Raw genomic sequence first — 16,825 nt, forward strand, 5'->3', positions numbered from 1 at the left:
AGCCTATTTAAAGAAAGACAACAATACATGTGAGAATAATTGTTCACACGTCGGCCACACTTTTGAGTACTTTTCTATATAACTTCTGGTATAATTTTCTATTTATATAATTGTGAAGCTGCTCCAATTCTCGGGAAGCATTTTTTGATATTTGTTCGTCAAGAACCGATCATCCGCTAAAACGATAAGTCCGTGGTCGTCTTCCGAACGAATAAGCCTGCCACCTGCTTGGAGCACTTTGTTCATCCCGGGATAGACATAGGCATAATCAAAGCCGTTTTTTCCTTTCGATTCGAAATAGTTCTTGATAATATCCCGTTCCCGTCCAATCTGCGGCATCCCGACTCCGACTATAACTACTCCGCTCAATCGATCGCCTTTTAAATCAATCCCTTCTGAAAAAATGCCTCCCATCACCGCGAACCCGATGAGGATCGATTCGTTCCCTGACTCAAATGCCGCTAGAAAAGCAGTTCTTGCTGCGTCATCCATAGCCGGGTTTTGGATGATTGTTTGGAACCTGCCATCCTGGTTAAAATCTTCAAATACCTGGTTCATGTAGCGGTAAGAAGGAAAAAAGACAAGATAGTTCCCGGTTCGCCCGGTCAAAAGGGACTGAAGCATCGCTACAAGATCTTTTTTCGATGACTCCCGGTTACGGTACCGGGTGGAAACCTTTTTAATATATACTTCATTTTGGTCAGGCGAGAATGGCGATGCGATCGAAATAGAATAGTCGCTCTCTTCCCCGCCGAGCATGTCAATAAAAAACGAAAGCGGGCTGAGCGTAGCCGAAAAATGGATGGCCGAGCGATACCCTTTTGAAGTTTTCTTTAGTAATTCTGATGGATCCAGACAGAAGATTTTTAACATCATCTCTTTACGGCTGATTTCTGTATAGACAGTGAAGCGTTCATCATATAACCCGGAAATCCGGATGAAATTCTGGGCGCTGAAATAGGCTTCCAGCAATTCCTGATTATCTGCGTCATTCTGTGGGTTCAACAACAGATATTGTTCCGCCGCGTCAGTAAATTGCTCCAAAAGTTCGAAAAGATCTTCTGGAATGCCGGTCAATTCGATCACTTTTTCGGATTCACTTCGTTTTTTTAGATCAATAAAAAATTGATTAATCTTGTTGGATGTCGTAAATATTTCTGCATGTTTATCTTTATATTGTCTTTTTAGCTGTAGAAAAACGGACTTTAATAACTCTGCTGAAAACATGCTTCTTGCCCGGTCTACCAGATTGTGGGCTTCGTCCACTAGCAAGATCGTCTTTTTCTTTTGTTCCTCCATAAGGCGCTGCAGCGAAACTCTCGGGTCGAAAACATAATTATAATCACAAATAATCGCATCGCTGACATATGCAAGATCCAATGAAAACTCAAACGGACAGAGTTTTTGCTTCCGGGCGTAACTCTCGATTGTTTCCCTGGAGATAACATTCTCATTTTTCAAAATATCGAGAAGAGCCGGATTCACCCGGTCATAATAACCGTCCGCAAATTCGCATTGCGCTTTGCCGCAAACAGTAGTTTCTTGAAAGCAGATCTTTTCTTTAGCGGTAATCGTGACCGTCTTTATGGACAGACCGTTTTCGACCAGTAACGAGAAAGCATCTTCGGCGGCCTGTCTCGTGGTTGTTCGGGCCGTTACGTATAATAATTTTTCAAGTACCCCTTCTCCTACCGCTTTTAATGACGGGAAAATCGTGGATACCGTCTTTCCTATACCGGTTGGCGCATTTGCAAATAAGCTCTTTCCTTCGGCAATGGTTTTATATACGGCGCCAGCAAGCTTCCTTTGCCCCTTGCGATAGCCTTCAAATGGAAACTCCGCACTCTGAAAACTGGCATTTCTCTCCGCTATATGCACGACCTGCCAGTGGGCAAACTCGTAGTAACCTTCCGCCATAAGCCGAATAAACAGACGCAGTTCTTCCATTGTATATGTTTGCTTGAATCGTATGATTTGTTCTGTATCAACCTGCACATATGTCAGCTGCACATTTATTTCTTGGATTCCGTGATCAATCGCATACATATACGCATAGCATTTTGCCTGGGCCCAATGTACGGGATAGCTGTCTTCAGTTATGAGTTCCAATTCACCTGAGGTTGATTTTATTTCATCGATCGTAACGATCCCGTCATGAAATAAAAGACCGTCACACCTTCCTTCGATATGAAACTGAATATTCCGGTATGGGAAAATCGTCTGCAGGAAGAGTTCTTTTTGGTCCGTCTTCGCATACTGTCTTTGAATTTTTTGATGGACTTTTGTTCCCTCCGCCATGGATGTGTTCGTCCTGAAACGTAAATCAATGCTGCCGCTCCTGTGGACATATTCAACTAAAGCCCTGACTGAGATCCGATATTCATGAATCATGACATCACCCAACTTTTAAATATATTTCCTATTAAAACATATAAATTGGAAACAATATATGGCATGAGTTTTAAAACAGCAATAATCCTGGAGGGATCTATGAACATGCCAGAAATCATACCATCAACGAACCTTTCAGAAATCATCGATAAACAGGCTCAGCAAAACAAACTTACTGCGGGCAGGATTTTGCAGCGCGGCTTCATGATTACAATTGGAGCAATCCTAATGGGCGTCGGGCTAGAAATGTTCCTTGTCCCGAATCGGGTCATTGACGGCGGCATCACAGGGGTATCAATCATGCTCTCTTATTTGACAGGCTTGAGACTCGGGACATTTATTTTTCTGCTGAATCTTCCCTTCTTCTTTATTGGGTACAAACAGATTGGAAAAACGTTCGCCTTTTCTACTTTATACGGTGTGTTCATTTTATCGTTAACAACGACTTTACTGCATCACACGTCTGCGCTTACCCACGATATTCTGCTAGCCAGCATTTTCGGCGGAATAATTCTAGGGGCAGGGTGCGGAGTCGTAATCCGATACGGCGGTTCACTCGACGGTACGGAAATCTTAGCGATTCTCGTCAATAAGAGACTGCCGTTTTCGGTCGGCGAAATCATTATGTTTTTCAACCTATTTATTCTGGGCACTTCTGGTTTTGTCTTTTCATGGGACCGGGCTATGTATTCATTGTTGGCATACTTTGTCGCCTTCAAGACGATGGATTTGACGATTTCGGGGCTGGACGAATCCAAATCGGTTTGGATTATCAGCGATGAATACCAGCAAATCGGTGCGACGATCATTAAACGGTTAGGACGGGGAGTTACCTACTTGACAGGTGTTGGGGGGTTCTCAGGTGATGATAAGAAAGTCATTTTCTGTGTGATTAACCGGCTGGAGGAAGCTAAATTAAAGGAGATCGTGACAAAAAATGATCCTTCCGCATTCTTTGCCGTAGCGAATATTGACGAGGTCCGCGGCGGTCGTTTTAAGAAAAAAGTTTATTGATTACATATAAAAAGGACTGACCCAAAATTCTAAGTCAGCCCTGCCATATTTATTTCATTCTCGGATTATTAATCGCCTGAAGCATTTTCGTCGCTTCCTTCATTTCACTTTTACACAGCGGACAACTGGGCTCGTCACTAAAAGTGAAATTATCGCGAATCCATCCGTTGCATGTTTCGGAAGTACATTCCCATACTTTGGTTTCCTCCGGGGGGATTTCTTCTTCATTATTACGTCTATACAATGCATCTCACTCCTTTGGTTTGTTTGAATCGGATGCTCCAGAAAATCCTTACCTTTGATGAAGCAAGATAAAAAATTGCTCACGAGAAAAAAGAAATGCATTTTCATTATAGCATAAAACGCTCAGGTATATTGAAAAAGGCTATCTCCATTTTACGAAGATAGCCCTCACCGCATGACTTGCATGCATATTAATCTTGTTACAGCGACAATTTCTGCTGTTCAAGATAAGAGAGTAATTTCCGCGCCTAACCCAAAACAATGAAAGCCCTACCTCTCTCCCATCCATACGGTTCCTAGACCGCGCCAGTGAGAATCAGATTTTCCGGCTTTAAAGCACATGTTTATTAAAAGGGGACTGTAAGTCAAAGCTGATTTGGAGCAAGTCTGTCCAAATAGTAGAAGTAAGTTAAAGTAGAAGAACAAATCATGAGGTGAAAAACAGTTACATGTCTAACTTTGTCACTAACCTTATTCTAAATTGCATGATGACATTCATTTCTTTTTATAAAAAATCTGTACCGCTTACTTTAATAAAAACGCACCTATTAAATTACCCTCACTGTCCATCCGAAAATATTTCAGATAACAGAAATTTAATTATATCAACTTTTTTTTGATAAGTCAAGTTTATTTTTAAAAAATGAAAAGCCACTATAAAAGTGGCACATGAAAGGTTGTATTAGCGAAATGCATTGTATTCATTTTGTATTTTCGGCAGCTCGCGAATTTCCTCTGTTAAATTATCGCCGCACATTGGGCACGTTTCATTATCAGCCGCAAATTCTTTTCTCATCCAACCATTACATGCTTCCGATGCGCAGGCGTATACGACTGTGTCCTCCATGATTACTACTGGTTCCTCTGAATTCTTTTTGCCAAAGTACATGAGTAACCTCCTCATTTTAGGTATAGCAAGAAAGTATAAACATTTTCAGGCGAACGCGAGGCGCGCTGCCGCTTTACCTATATAGTATACGCATGAAGGCAGTAAAATATTTATGATAAACACAGTCTCATTTATGAGGTCATTTCTGGACCTTCGCTTCTTCAGGTCTATCGTGAAGATGGGCGGCAATAGCTTCCAGAAATGGTTTTCCGTATCTTTCTTGTTTTTGGCTCCCTACTCCTTTAACTTCGAGAAACTCGTCCTCTGTCCGCGGAAGCCTTGCTGACATGTCCTTTAGAGCGGCATCTGAAAATACGATGAACGGCGGTATCTTTTCAGTTTGAGCAATTTCTTTTCTGACAAGGCGAAGCTTCTCGAACAGGATATCATCAGCGGCAGCATGTGCTTGCGGTTGAATACTTTCCCTGCGCAGTACCTTTTCCTTGCCAAGCAGGACATTTTTTCCCTCGTTCGTCAGCTTAAGCACTGGAAATTGGCCGCTTCCCATCTCGATATACTCTCTTGCCGTCAGAAAATCGATAAAGTCAGCGATTGATTTCGCGGATTGGGTCCGCATGATTCCATAGGTCGAAAGCTTATCAAAGCGAAAATCCGTTACTTTTTTATTCCTTGAACCGGCAAGCACCTGACTGATCATTATTTTACCGAATCGTTCACCCATCCTCATCATACAGGAAAAAACCATCTGTGCTTCAACCGTCACATCCTGATATTCCCTTTGATCGAGACAATTTTCACAATGGCCGCAATCCGCAGCACCCGCTTGTCCGAAATATTTTAAAATAAATGCCTGTAAGCAGCCTTCCGTATGGCAATAATCCTTCATCAGGTTCAGCTTCTTCAGTTCCTGCTCCTTCAATGCTTCAGAAGGATTAGACTGGTCAATTAAAAATCTTTGAATCCGCATATCCTGCGGAGAATATAACAGGATGCACTCACTTTGCAAACCATCCCTGCCTGCGCGGCCCGCTTCCTGATAATAGCTTTCCATGTTTTTGGGTGTCTGATAGTGGATAACAAAGCGGACGTTCGATTTGTCTATCCCCATCCCGAACGCATTCGTTGCGATCATGACAGTAACATCGTCCTGGAGGAAACCTTCCTGCTGAGCGCTTCGTTCCTTCTCATTCATGCCGGCATGATATTTGCCAACTTTTATCCCCGCTCTATGTAAGGTCTGATATAACGAGTCTGCCTCTTTCCTTGTGGCCGTATAAATAATTCCTGATTCCGTTTTATTCTGCTCGAGGTATCTTTTTAAAAAGGCGGATTTATTTTCGCCTTTCACAACCGAAAAATATAAATTGTCCCGGGCAAATCCGGTTTTAACGACATTATTTTCTTCGATGCCAAGCGTCTTGCAAATATCCTTCTGGACCGCGGCAGTCGCCGTTGCGGTAAGAGCCAGGGTAACCGGCTTGGATGGCAGCTGTTCAATAAGGGTTTGGATCCTCAGATAACTCGGGCGGAAATCATGTCCCCATTGAGATATACAATGGGCTTCATCGACAGCGACCAGTGAGATGTCAAGCCGCTTCAATTTTTCGAGAAAATAACTGTTCTCTAGCCGTTCTGGAGCTACATAGAGTAGTTTATAGACACCATTCGCAGCATCCACCATTCTTTGATCCGCCTCTGTCGACGATAGAGTGCTATTCAAATACGCTGCAGAGATCCCGTTCTGCAAAAGTGTGTCCACCTGGTCTTTCATTAAGGAAATCAGTGGTGAAACAACGAGGGTAATCCCCGGGAATATAAGTGCTGGAATTTGATAGCAAATTGACTTACCGCCGCCTGTAGGCATAATACCGGCTGTATTCGTGCCGTTCAAGACGTGGTTAATAATTTCTTCCTGGCCGAGCCTGAAAGAATCATAACCAAAATACTGTTTTAAATACTGATAAGCTTCTTTCAACAAAAACATCCCCCAATTATTATTTATTTAAATGTACTAAAATTCGTTCAAACGGAAAATTAAACGATGAAGACGAAAAGAAGACAAGCTATATACGAGGGTAACTGAGTTAGGGGTCTAACATCATTATTATATAAGAAGAAAGTCATCTACAAAAGAATTATTTAAGAGTGGAAAATAAACAGGGACTGACACATCTTGTGTGTCAGTCCCTATATACTTTACTTATTTTATTTTAGGATTTTCACTGTTACTTGTTTTACGCCCCAATTAATTGCATCGCTTTTGTTTGGTACGAAAACATCGATTTTGTTTCCTTTAATTGATCCGCCTGTATCTGCGGCAGTGGCATAGCCATAACCTTCAACGTATACTTTGGTGCCTAGCGGAATTACATTTGGATCAACAGCAATGACTTTTGCATTCGGATTAGCTTTCAAGTTAACCCCGGTTGCCGTTACTCCGCTGCAGCCTTCACAGCTCGCCGTATAAGCGGTTGCCTTGACAGATATTTCTCTTGCCCCTTCAGGCGCTGAGTCATTACTGCTGGCAGCTGGTTTAGCAACTGCTGCTTTTTTGACAGCCTTCGTCGCTACTGGTGCTGCCTGAGGTGCCGCTGCTTGTCCGCTACCTTCTCCGATGGCAAGCTGGGCGCCCGGTTGAATGATGTCGGAAGCCAATTTATTCACTTGTTTAATGTCTTCTACTGTCACACCATATTGTTGTGCGATTTTCCAAAGGGTATCGCCCGATTTTACAGTATGATATTTTTGTTGGGAAACCTTAAGTACAGCTCCTAATTGAATCGTATCTGTAGCCAGGTTATTTAAGGACTTCAGTTCTTCAACTGAAACTTCATATTTTTGAGATAGTCCCCATAATGTGTCTCCATCTTTTACTTTCACATCCTGTGCGGATGCATTTGCTCCAAGACTTCCTGAAATTACAGCCACCGCTGCGAAAGCCAAGATTGATTTCTTCATAGTCGTTACCTCCTTGTTTGCTTTTCTTAAAAGCTAACGAAAACTATCATAGCATAGTTATTTTTCAAACAAAGGACAAAGAGGTGAAAGTGTCATGACAAAGATAACAGGACGTTAACGATATATTACAAAAGAGCAGAATCTCACAGTCTTGTAATATTAAAAAGGGCTAAGTGGGCAAATTAATATATTAATAGGAGGGATAACGCCAATATCGGTATATATTACGGTTTATTGCATACCTATTAAGTGACATTCAATTTTGAAAGAGGAGGAATCACCTTGAACAGCAAGCACCATGATTATTTCTCGCCCATTAAAGCATATAAGCCATTTCATAGTCGTTTTGATCCCTGTCCGCCGATTGGGAAAAAGTATTATCGGACACCCATCAACATATACATGGAGTTTCAGCCGCCTAATATGGAACAGTTCCCGCCTCACGAGGCATTAATGAAAGGAACGCTATGGAAAGCGTTATACGATTATTACGAAAATCCATATAGGGAAAGGGAGTCTTAATTTGCCTAAACAAATTGATGATGAATACTATCAAAGATTACACCAGATTCAGGCCGCCGATTTTGTTCTCGTCGAATTGACGCTTTACCTCGACACGCACCCGGATGACCAAGACGCCCTGCAGCAATTCAATCAATTTTCCGATTACTCAAAACAGTTAAAGCAAGTGTTTGAAGCGAAATACGGTCCTTTGATGCAATTTGGAGTGAGCAATGATCCAGGTCCCCGCTGGGATTGGGGCCGCGGGCCATGGCCATGGCAGGTTTAAGGAGGGAAATAGCAGATGTGGGTTTACGAGAAAAAATTACAGTATCCGGTGAAGGTGAGCCAGTGCAATCCTACCCTGGCGAAGTTTTTGCTTGAACAATACGGTGGTGCGGATGGGGAACTATCTGCTGCACTCCGATACTTAAATCAACGGTATTCCATTCCTGATAAAGTGGTTGGTTTGTTAAATGATATCGGAACCGAGGAATTTGCCCATCTCGAAATGATTGCGACGATGGTTGTGAAGCTAACGAAAGATGCGACGCCTCAACAGCTGCGAGATGCCGGCATTGCCGACCATTATGTAAATCACGATAGTGCCGTGTACTACCATAATGCGTCCGGTGTACCATGGACGGCTTCCTACATCCAGGCAAAGGGAGATCCAATCGCGGATTTATACGAAGATATCGCTGCAGAAGAAAAAGCGCGTGCCACGTATCAATGGCTGATTGATATTTCCGATGATCCGGATATCAACGATTCCCTGCGATTTTTAAGGGAGCGTGAAATTGTCCACTCATTAAGATTCCGTGAAGCGGTAGAAATATTAAAAGAAGACCAGGGAAAGAAAAAATACTTTTAATAAAGAAAATTTGTTTTAAAATTTGGGTCATCGCTCATAAATTTGGATAATCGCTCGTATTTCCAGAGGACCGCTCGTAAATCTCAGTAATCGCTCGTATTTCCAGAGAACCGCTCGTAAATCTCAATTATCGCGCCTATTAAAAAATTAAAAGCAGCGGGATCGGCCTCTCCTCCCGCTGCTTTTAGACGTTCAAATCATTTTCGCTCCGAAGAATATGTCCAGCCTTCTTCCTGATACACTTTCCCTTCCTTCATCAGCTTGCCGAGTGCTCTCTTAAATGCGCCTTTACTTAATCCAAAATGGAATTGGATATCATCCGGCGCCGTTTTATCACTGTAAGGCATCGCACCGCCCCTATTTAATAAATAGTTATAGATGACTTGGGAATCGTCCGCCATTTTCTCCTGTTTAAACGGCATCAAGGAAATGTTCAGGCTTCCATCCTCCTTGATATCGATCACTCTTCCTTCAACATATTCTCCAAGCCTTGGTTCCTTCTTACGTTCACTTTCGTGGATAAAACAGCGATATCCTTCTGTTGTAATCATAAATGAGCCAACCATTAACAGACGGTATATATGCCCTTGAACAGCACTATTTCTCATTCCTTTGGCCGGTGCCTCTACAGCGATATCCTGGATAATATCCTCGGTGGCAAGCCTGCCGAACAGACGGTCATACTTGTCTGTCTTCAATGAAACATACAATTTGTCACCGACTGCGGGCCAAAGATGTCCTAAGCCTGGCAGGTCATCAACTGAAACAAGAATATCCTTCGAAACGCCGATGTTCACAAAAACGCCCAGATCCCTTTTCACGTTGACCACTTCAGCCCATCCATAAGATCCTATATGAATTTCAGGAATTTTGGTTGTCGCCGTAATCCTTCCCTGTTTATCGTGATATAAGAAAACATGAATGAGGTCGCCAATTTCTATTTCTTCTTCTATTTCATTATTGTGAAGCAAAACATCTTCACTACCGTCAGTCAGAAAATAACCAAAATCAGCCTGTCGTTCGACTTCTAATTCAACTACGGTACCTGCTGCTATTTTTGCCATAAATACATGTATCCTCCCGCCTTCATTCAAACTGTCTGTATGTAGTTTACCCACAAATAAATGTTTCCAACATACTAGAATCTATCATTTTTTGTTGAATAGCGCAAAACAGAATGCTGTTCGTTAATTCGAATCAAGCAATCTCGCTGCTTCGATGATAATGGAATGGATCAATCGTTCAGCACCTAAATCCTTTTTTAATAGCCTTGTCGCCTGGCCAGCCCAAAGAGACATGAATTCAGGATTATTCTGTCTGGCAGCTTCTTTTCGTATATCATTCGTTAATGCATTTTGTGTCGGGAAGGCTGCCGGCAAAACGCCGCTTTCCTCAAAATATTCGACAAATTCGTTCTTGATTCCTCTTGCCGGCCGGCCTGAGAATGCTTTCGTAATCACCGTGCTTTCTTCTGTGCTGGTCAAGAGAGCTTCCTTATAAACCGGATGTGCTCCCGATTCGAGTGCCGTTAGAAACGCTGTTCCCATTTGAACACCTTCTGCACCCAGAGCAAGGGCTGCCACAAGGCCGCGACCATCCATAATCCCTCCTGCAGCGACAACTGGAAGAGAAACCATATCAACTACTTGCGGCACAAGAGAAAATGTTGCAATGTTTGCTCCATTGGGATTAGTGTCGATGTCGAATGTGCTTCGGTGGCCGCCTGCATCACTGCCTTGTGCGATAATAATATCGGCACCGCTTTTTTCAGCAAGCTTCGCTTCATTTACTGTCGTTACCATCGTCGTTATTAAAATTTTGTGGAATTTTGCGGCAGCTGCTTTCTCAGGAGATAAAACCCCGAAAGCTGTGCTGATTACCGGAACCTTTTCTTCTATTAATACTTGAAACTGCTGTTCAAAGAGATCATTCGTTTTCAAATCCTGGTTACTTCGTACAATCCCTAATTCTGTTCGCAACCCATCGAGAACTTTTTGGGAATCAATAATTCCTTCCATTGAACCTTTCATATCTGCGCAAAACAAATTGACGGCAAAAGGTTTGTCTGTCCTCTCCTTTATTTCCCATATTACCTTCCTAATCTCATCCGGTGACATATAAGCGGCCCCCAGTGAACCTAATCCCCCTGCTTCTGAGACATGTACAACCAAATCCGCTGTCGTCGGTCCTCCAGCCATTCCTGCCTGGATGATCGGGTACTCGATTTCAAGTATGTCGCAGAGCTTCGTTTTTAATTTCATAATATCCTCCAGTGTGTAGAATATGATACTTAGGCATTCTACAAAGAGATTAAAATTCCTTTTTAACTAATGTCTTTGTTTCCATTCGGAAGTGTTATACTATCGGTAAAAATGGATGAAAGAGGAACCGATCATGTGGAAAAAGTTATTTTATGAGGATGCATACCTCCGGAAATGGGTAACATCCGTTAATCAGGTTATTGAAAAAGATGAGTTCTTTCTAATTGTTCTTGAGGAAACAGCATTTTATCCTGAAGGAGGCGGCCAGCCATCAGATTCAGGTTCCATTGATGGGATCGAGGTTTTGGATGTTTTATTAGAGGACGATACGATTTATCATAAACTTCCCAAGCTACCGGGCACTGGCGAGATTTCATGCGAAATCGATTGGAACCGCCGATTCGATCATATGCAGCAGCATAGCGGCCAGCATTTATTATCTGCTGTTTGCCGTGAGCTTGCTGGTGCAAAAACGATGAGTTTTCATCTTGGAAGCGATGTAATTTCCATTGACATTGACGCGACAGACTTAACACAGCAACAATCTAATGAGATTGAAGTGCGAGCGAACCAGCTGATTTTTGAAAACCGAAGCATTGATAGCTATTTTGTGTCAAAAGAAAAGTTAAATGAACTGCCGGTTGTAAAGCCGCCCAAAGTGACAGAGAATATCCGGATTGTCGAAATCGAGGGTATTGAATATAATCCTTGCGGCGGAACACATGTCAAAGGTACTGGATCCATTGGAACCATTAAAATTTTAAAACTTGAACAACAAAAGGCATTCACCAGAATTTATTTTAAATGCGGCTTTAGGGCTCTCGCCCATTATAATGAATCGCTAGAAATCCTTAATTCTCTTTCCACCCGCTTTCATACCGGACACAAGGACGTCATCAGCCGCATCGACAAATTAGAGCAGGATTACAGACAGGCAGCAACAGAACGCGAGAAGCTTTTTGAAGAAAACGCTTCTTACTTGATTCGTGATCTATTGCAGGAAAACAGAGATGGTATCGTTTCCCGCTTGTTCAATGATAAATCGCTTAAGGAATTGCAGTATCTTGCAGCACTCCTTACAAAAGAACAGGACCTTCTGGCTTTATTTGGTACGAGGAAGGATAACAAGCTGGTTCTTTCACATAATGGCAGTCTGCCTATTCATTGTGGGCAGTTCCTGAAAGAACATTTAGCTTCCTTTAACGGCAAGGGCGGGGGAAATGATAAAAGTGCCCAGGCCGGATTTTCCAGCAGTGAAGATTTAGTTGATTTTTTAGCGTTTACGAAGCAACAATTCTTAAAGGAAAACTGATTAATGAACATAAAACCAGCCCTTACATCAATAAAGGGCTGGTTTTTTAAGTTATTCTTCAATAGTCACTTTCGCAACACCAAAGCGTTCAAACTGCTCATGATAGTAGTCTTCCAGTTCCATTAACCGTTCCATATATTGCTCTTCATTATAATTATGGGTTAAATTCTCGGTTTCAATGTCTTTTCTGGCCATATAATAGACGAATTTATCCAAAAATACCATGTCCTCGTACGAATCGAGAATTTGAAAAATATCATTTTGCAGCACTGGTGACGGTTCTAACAAATTTTGCTCTTCATTATGAAAAATGTCGCTAAACGCAAACTCTTCAGCACCTGCCAATATCGTTTGCTCCACTTCCCGATAATCTTCATTAGCAGAATCTGGATTTTCGGAATCCACGACCCACATGCCATATTCAATGAGCTTGACCAAAAGTTCATATTGCTGTTTTGAAATGTCAATTTTCATAGGAATCTCCTTTGTACACAAAGTATTCTCCCTATATACATTACCTCATTTTCCTAGGGGCTGGCAAAATAATTCGGGCAGGGTTTTACTCATCGCGCTTGAAACATATTCCATTTATATACGTTTAGCTATCTTTCTGTATTGCTTGCTTTCAAAGATGCTGGAGAAATCGTAATCCGGCGAGTATAGCTTAAAGAAAAACGGCTATACTCGCCACCCAAGTCACTATTCATCCAAATCCGTTACGGAGAAAAACACAGCCTTCTCAGTATCCACTACATAATGAGCGTTCTCTTTAACCAAATTATAAAAGCGATGCTTTTGGATATTGCTTATCATTTGCGTCGTATCTTCATCTCCTTCCACTTCATGTGAAATCTCTACTCCCCCGGGAAAATAAAATGCTACCTTCAAATTCATCTACTTTCTACATCCTTTCGTCTCAGCTGATTATTTAACTAACTGCCTTCTCTATTTTTTTAACCTTTACCCAGCAAGCGTAAACATCGAATACGAAATTTAGTGCTGGTAATTGTTCCTTGGCACCTAAATAATAGGTAAATGAACAAAACAGTTTAAATGAGGTAAGATATAGTCATAGGCAAAGGAGGCAAAAATCGTGAACGTTCGAAAAGCATCAATGGGTGATGCACAAGGTATTGCTAACGTCCATGTAAACAGCTGGAAAACTACATATAAGGGCATCATCTCTGATGACTATTTAAATAGCTTAGAAATTAATGAAAGACTCGCTTTCTGGGTAAAGATCATCGAGGAAGGGAAAAGTATCGTTTTTGTTGCCGAAAATGATAAAGGTGAAATTGTCGGATTTTCAAGTGGCGGCGAGGAACAAACCAATGACCCCAAATACACGGCCGAAGTGTATGCGATCTATATTCTGGAAGGTTATCAAAAAACGGGCTGGGCAAAAAACTGATAAAGCCTGTAATCGAAGCGTTAATCAACATCGAATTTCCAAATCTAATCATCTGGGCGTTGGAAGAGAACACCGGCCGTAAATTTTATGAATCCCTGGGAGGCAAAATTGTCGATAAGAAATCAATCTTGATTTCTGGCTCCGTTTTAACTGAGGTAGCCTATGGTTGGAATGATATCCATGATGCACTTTTATATTTATAAATTCTGCTGACCATACATAGATGTTATAGAGGTTCTGGCAGGGTGCTGTCAGAACCTTATTCTTTTATTTAAATCCTTATTGTTCTATTTACCATTTTATCATGAAAACAAAAATTGCCGAGTTGAAAAATATATTCTGGCGAGGTCTTTATTGAAATATATTTTATTAGTTGGCATGCAGAAATGGTGATTCCATCAATAAACTGGAAAATTTGCCAGAAAAGCTTCGGAACTGGCTACAAAAACTAAAAAACCAGCCTACAAAAATGGAAAAGCTCTGTAAAAACAGTGATACAGACTAACCGGAAAATATGTCTCTAAAACCACGTTCCTTGCTACAAAACTGAAAATTCCCGATATATTCTGACGAGGTTTTTCCTGAAATACTTATTAGCTAAAATAAAAGAGTGCTGAAAATTAATCAGCACTCCCTGAAAATTATTAAGATTCGATTGTACAGCGGTTTATTTTCCAGCCTTCTGGATTATGGATGACCTCAACGGCCACAGTGGCGGGTTTTGTATAATCATCTGTAGAAAAAAACTCATAAACGAGCGTGCCCTTTTCCCTTTCCAGCTCATGGTCAATCAATCGTATGTAACTAATGTCCATATTGCCAATCCCATTTCCATAGTGAATCGATGATCCGTTCATAAATTGAATCCCTGTCTCTTTGATTTCGACCTCATTTGTTACATGCCTCATCACTTCATCGACATTTCCATTTTTTAAAGCCACAAAAAAGCGCGTGACATCTTCATCGATCAAGGAAACGGTCGCCTGTGTTTTTTTCAATCCTTCTATTTGATTCTCAAGCTCCAAGATTTTTCCTTCAAGTTCCAGGTTCTCATCCATGAGCGCAACCTCTTGATCCTTTTCCAGATATCCTTCAGTATGTACCAAATCACAGGAGGCCAGTAGAAATACAGCAGGCAGCACCAAAAACAGCGCTTTGCATTTCATTCCCATATTCGTTCCCTCCCTACGATTTTATCTTTTATATATATAACGAATGGATATTGGAAAAAGTTTCATAATTTTATTAGTTTCGATTGTTTCTAACACTTGTATTCTGTTTCCAGTCTCCCCTTTTCCGTGTTATACTTTAAAAGATATTGTCTAGGAGGAATGCTCGTAAATGATTACTGTTACTAATGTCGGCTTGCGCTATGGAGACCGCAAGCTGTTTGAAGATGTAAATATAAAATTCACCCCCGGTAACTGTTACGGATTGATTGGTGCGAACGGAGCCGGAAAATCTACCTTTCTGAAAATCCTTTCCGGTGAAATTGAAGCTCAGACTGGCGACGTGCATATGGGGCCTGGAGAGCGTCTTACAGTCTTGAAACAAAACCACTTCGAATACGAAGAACTTGAAGTCATGACCGTTGTTATTATGGGCCATGAAAGATTGTACAAGATTATGGAAGAAAAAGATGCAATCTATATGAAAGCCGATTTTACCGATGAAGACGGAATGAAAGCTGCCGAGCTTGAAGGCGAATTTGCCGAACTGAACGGATGGGAAGCTGAATCGGAAGCCGCGATTCTTTTAAAAGGACTCGGTATACAAGAGGACCTTCATAATAAGAAAATGTCTGAACTGACAGGCGGCGACAAGGTAAAGGTCTTGCTTGCACAAGCACTATTCGGCAAGCCGGACGTCCTGCTTCTGGACGAACCTACGAACCACCTTGACATTAAAGCGATCCAGTGGCTTGAGGAATTTTTAATCAACTTTGAAAATACGGTTATTGTCGTATCCCATGACCGTCACTTTTTGAATAAGGTCTGTACGCATATTGCCGACCTTGATTTTGGCAAGATCAAAGTTTATGTGGGCAATTATGACTTCTGGTATGAATCCAGTCAATTGGCCGCTCGATTAGCTCAGGATGTCAACAAAAAGAAGGAAGAAAAAATCAAGGACCTGCAAAATTTCATCGCCCGCTTCAGTGCGAATGCGTCGAAATCGAAGCAGGCCACTTCCCGTAAGAAGCTGCTTGATAAAATTACACTGGATGATATCCAGCCTTCTTCCCGACGTTACCCTTTCGTATCTTTTACACCGGAGCGTGAAATCGGCAATGATTTGCTGCGTGTCGAGGGTATATCGAAAACGATCGACGGTGTAAAAGTGCTTGATAACGTCAGCTTTATCATGAATAAAGGCGACAAAATCGCATTGGTTGGCCGGGATGAAATCGCGAAGACCACATTATTTAAAATATTGGCCGGAGAAATGGAGCCTGACGAGGGTTCTTTTAAATGGGGAGTTACAACCTCTCAAGCCTATTTTCCAAAAGATAACGCCGAATTTTTTGAAGGCCAGGATTTAACGTTGGTTGACTGGCTGCGCCAATTTTCTCCCAATGACCAAAGTGAAAGCTTCCTTCGTGGGTTCCTGGGAAGAATGCTTTTCTCGGGTGAAGAAGTGCTAAAGAAAGCCGGTGTTTTATCCGGAGGCGAAAAGGTCCGCTGCATGCTATCCAAGATGATGCTTAGTGGTTCTAACGTATTGATGCTTGATGAGCCTACGAACCACCTTGACCTGGAATCCATTACGGCATTGAATGATGGCCTGGTAAGCTTTAAAGGTGCAATGATTTTCACAACTCATGACCATCAATTCATCGAGACAATCGCCAACCGCATCATTGAAATTACACCGAACGGCCTGGTTGATAAGCAAGTGAATTATGATGAATATCTGGAAAACGCCGAGCTGCAAAAGCAAGTGGCAGCTATGTACAATTAAATCGCTTCTCTTAAAACAGGTGTAATCATACGATTATCACCTGTTTTTT

General features: G+C 41.7%; 16 protein-coding genes and 1 pseudogene. 7 read left to right on the forward strand and 10 right to left on the reverse strand.

The features are described from left to right. Window positions 1-102: 102 nt before the first annotated feature. Window positions 103-2,391: an ATP-dependent DNA helicase gene (locus tag D0463_RS05675; RefSeq protein ID WP_117306170.1), complete on the reverse strand. Its 2,289-nt coding sequence runs from the start codon at window positions 2,389-2,391 to the stop codon at window positions 103-105. 99 nt (window positions 2,392-2,490) lie between these two features. On the opposite strand from D0463_RS05675, the gene D0463_RS05680 reads away from it, so the two are divergent. Further along, window positions 2,491-3,405, forward strand: a complete 915-nt coding sequence (locus D0463_RS05680) for a YitT family protein (protein WP_483295720.1) — start codon at window positions 2,491-2,493, stop codon at window positions 3,403-3,405. Window positions 3,406-3,454: 49 nt separating this feature from the next. Here D0463_RS05680 and D0463_RS05685 read toward each other — a convergent pair whose 3' ends face one another. The 4 genes and pseudogenes from D0463_RS05685 to D0463_RS20370 all read right to left on the reverse strand — a co-directional run. Continuing rightward, window positions 3,455-3,649, reverse strand: a complete 195-nt coding sequence (locus D0463_RS05685) for a cold-inducible protein YdjO-related protein (RefSeq protein WP_117306062.1) — start codon at window positions 3,647-3,649, stop codon at window positions 3,455-3,457. Window positions 3,650-4,330: 681 nt separating this feature from the next. After that, window positions 4,331-4,537, reverse strand: coding sequence for a cold-inducible protein YdjO-related protein (locus D0463_RS05690; protein WP_117306064.1), 207 nt, complete (start codon window positions 4,535-4,537; stop codon window positions 4,331-4,333). A gap of 139 nt (window positions 4,538-4,676) precedes the next feature. Then, window positions 4,677-6,476 (reverse strand): DNA helicase RecQ, encoded by a 1,800-nt coding sequence (recQ, locus tag D0463_RS05695; RefSeq protein WP_117306066.1) that lies wholly within the window; start codon window positions 6,474-6,476, stop codon window positions 4,677-4,679. A gap of 227 nt (window positions 6,477-6,703) precedes the next feature. Continuing rightward, window positions 6,704-6,979: pseudogene (locus D0463_RS20370) on the reverse strand (3D domain-containing protein); the annotation flags it as partial. A 759-nt stretch (window positions 6,980-7,738) separates the two neighbouring features. Here D0463_RS20370 and D0463_RS05705 point away from each other — a divergent pair. Genes D0463_RS05705 through D0463_RS05715 form a run of 3 tightly spaced genes read left to right on the forward strand, consistent with a single transcriptional unit; the run spans window position 7,739 to window position 8,831 of the window. After that, a complete protein-coding gene (locus D0463_RS05705; protein ID WP_117306071.1) occupies window positions 7,739-7,978 on the forward strand; it encodes a spore coat associated protein CotJA in 240 nt (79 codons plus the stop codon). Window position 7,979: 1 nt separating this feature from the next. Then, entirely contained in the window at window positions 7,980-8,246 is a 267-nt protein-coding gene (locus tag D0463_RS05710; protein ID WP_117306073.1) for a spore coat protein CotJB, read from the forward strand. Between the two features lie 15 nt (window positions 8,247-8,261). Continuing rightward, the gene (locus D0463_RS05715) at window positions 8,262-8,831 is read left to right on the forward strand and encodes a manganese catalase family protein (protein WP_117306075.1); all 570 of its coding nucleotides are present in this window, start codon (window positions 8,262-8,264) and stop codon (window positions 8,829-8,831) included. 197 nt (window positions 8,832-9,028) lie between these two features. Here the strand turns inward: D0463_RS05715 and D0463_RS05720 are convergent, their stop codons facing one another. Then, a complete protein-coding gene (locus D0463_RS05720; RefSeq protein WP_117306077.1) occupies window positions 9,029-9,895 on the reverse strand; it encodes a CvfB family protein in 867 nt (288 codons plus the stop codon). A gap of 123 nt (window positions 9,896-10,018) precedes the next feature. Beyond that, a complete protein-coding gene (locus D0463_RS05725) occupies window positions 10,019-11,092 on the reverse strand; it encodes an NAD(P)H-dependent flavin oxidoreductase (RefSeq protein WP_117306079.1) in 1,074 nt (357 codons plus the stop codon). A gap of 133 nt (window positions 11,093-11,225) precedes the next feature. Between D0463_RS05725 and D0463_RS05730 the strand changes: the two genes are divergently transcribed. Continuing rightward, window positions 11,226-12,404 carry an alanyl-tRNA editing protein gene (locus D0463_RS05730; RefSeq protein ID WP_117306081.1) on the forward strand — a complete coding sequence of 393 codons (1,179 nt, stop codon included), beginning with the start codon at window positions 11,226-11,228 and terminating at the stop codon, window positions 12,402-12,404. Window positions 12,405-12,455: 51 nt separating this feature from the next. Here the strand turns inward: D0463_RS05730 and D0463_RS05735 are convergent, their stop codons facing one another. Together D0463_RS05735 and D0463_RS05740 are read right to left on the reverse strand one after the other, a co-directional pair. After that, complete coding sequence (locus D0463_RS05735) at window positions 12,456-12,878, reverse strand: hypothetical protein (protein ID WP_117306083.1); 423 nt, start codon at window positions 12,876-12,878, stop codon at window positions 12,456-12,458. Between the two features lie 225 nt (window positions 12,879-13,103). Further along, window positions 13,104-13,298 carry a hypothetical protein gene (locus D0463_RS05740; RefSeq protein ID WP_117306086.1) on the reverse strand — a complete coding sequence of 65 codons (195 nt, stop codon included), beginning with the start codon at window positions 13,296-13,298 and terminating at the stop codon, window positions 13,104-13,106. A 199-nt stretch (window positions 13,299-13,497) separates the two neighbouring features. Here D0463_RS05740 and D0463_RS19790 point away from each other — a divergent pair, with 199 nt between their 5' ends. Then, on the forward strand, window positions 13,498-13,815 hold the full coding sequence (locus tag D0463_RS19790) for a GNAT family N-acetyltransferase (RefSeq protein WP_254052723.1): 318 nt from the start codon (window positions 13,498-13,500) through the stop codon (window positions 13,813-13,815). Window positions 13,816-14,459: 644 nt separating this feature from the next. On the opposite strand, the gene D0463_RS05750 is transcribed toward D0463_RS19790, so the two are convergent. Further along, window positions 14,460-14,987: a hypothetical protein gene (locus D0463_RS05750; protein WP_117306089.1), complete on the reverse strand. Its 528-nt coding sequence runs from the start codon at window positions 14,985-14,987 to the stop codon at window positions 14,460-14,462. Between the two features lie 169 nt (window positions 14,988-15,156). On the opposite strand from D0463_RS05750, the gene D0463_RS05755 reads away from it, so the two are divergent. After that, on the forward strand, window positions 15,157-16,776 hold the full coding sequence (locus tag D0463_RS05755) for an ABC-F family ATP-binding cassette domain-containing protein (protein WP_117306091.1): 1,620 nt from the start codon (window positions 15,157-15,159) through the stop codon (window positions 16,774-16,776). The last annotated feature ends 49 nt before the right edge of the window (window positions 16,777-16,825 follow it).

Origin of the sequence: Bacillus sp. V59.32b, from assembly GCF_003429085.1 — a bacterium.
Taxonomy (GTDB): Bacteria; Bacillota; Bacilli; order Bacillales; family DSM-1321; genus Peribacillus.